We start from the raw sequence: 930 nt of genomic DNA, 5'->3' as shown, positions 1-930 counted from the left end.
GAATAAACCTTACCCAAACACAACCTTCATTTTCACCATCAAGGATACGGGTGTGCCACCAATTTCCCGTCGATATATTCGCCGATATAGACTTTCGAGGCATCAAGATGGAGGCGGTCAAGTTCCTGTTTCAGCCACTCGTCGTCGCGTTTGATGATTTCTAAGATGTCATGGTCGATTTGCCCGTCGGTAATCAAGGGGTAACGCAGGCTTTCGTCGCCGTATTGGATAACGGTGAGCTGCCCGTTTTGTTCCATGACGGCGCGTTTGACGGCGGCGATTTCGTAGATGCCGGCGGCACGGAGCTTAAACATCAGGTCATGTGCGCTGATGCCGTTTTTCATACATTCTTCGGTTTGGATTTCGCCGTTGACGATGACCCAGACGGATTTACCGTCAATGATGGATTTGACCCAGCGGTTGTTGTTTTTGATGAACTTGAGGCTCAATACCAAAAGCGTCCACAAAACCATCACGAGGAAAAACTGCAAAAGCCCGACACTGTCGCTGTAAATCACGCCGCCGATGATGCCGCCAAGCACAAAGTTTTGTACTTGATCCATGGCGGAGGTGGGGGCGAGGTTGCCTTTACCTAAGAGGTTGATTTGCAGAACCAAACCTAAAATGCCCATAAGGAGTTTGAGAGCAAGGAGAGAGTATGCTTCCATGAGTGTGTCCTGTTATTCTTTATCGATGAGTTCGATATTGTTGTTGACCAGATTGATGGGCGTGAGCGTGTAGGCAGAAAAGTCTTGATTGAAATGGACTTCGTAGTATTGTTTTTTGATGCCGACGATCATACCGTTGTATAGGTGCGTGCTGTTGACGCTGATGTCGGGTTTTTCCACTTTTTGGTTTTCAATCAAAGCATTGAGAAACCCGACCATGCGCGAGGTGTCGGCAGCGAAGTTTTGGCGTTCGCTGTATGAG

Annotated in this window: 2 protein-coding genes; both read right to left on the bottom strand. The window is 48.2% G+C overall.

The window, feature by feature from the left end; all coding sequences use genetic code 11:
* Positions 1–38: 38 nt before the first annotated feature.
* Positions 39–668, bottom strand: a complete 630-nt coding sequence (locus ACTHUR_RS12375; RefSeq protein ID WP_440398777.1) for a DUF421 domain-containing protein — start codon at positions 666–668, stop codon at positions 39–41.
* A gap of 12 nt (positions 669–680) precedes the next feature.
* A partial coding sequence (locus ACTHUR_RS12370) for a DUF3290 family protein (RefSeq protein WP_440398775.1) occupies positions 681–930 on the bottom strand: 250 nt, incomplete at its 5' end.

The organism is Neisseria sp. P0021.S007 (assembly GCF_051956855.1).
The sequence above is the reverse complement of the archived record's forward strand: the minus strand, read 5'-3'. Positions and strand labels throughout refer to the sequence as shown.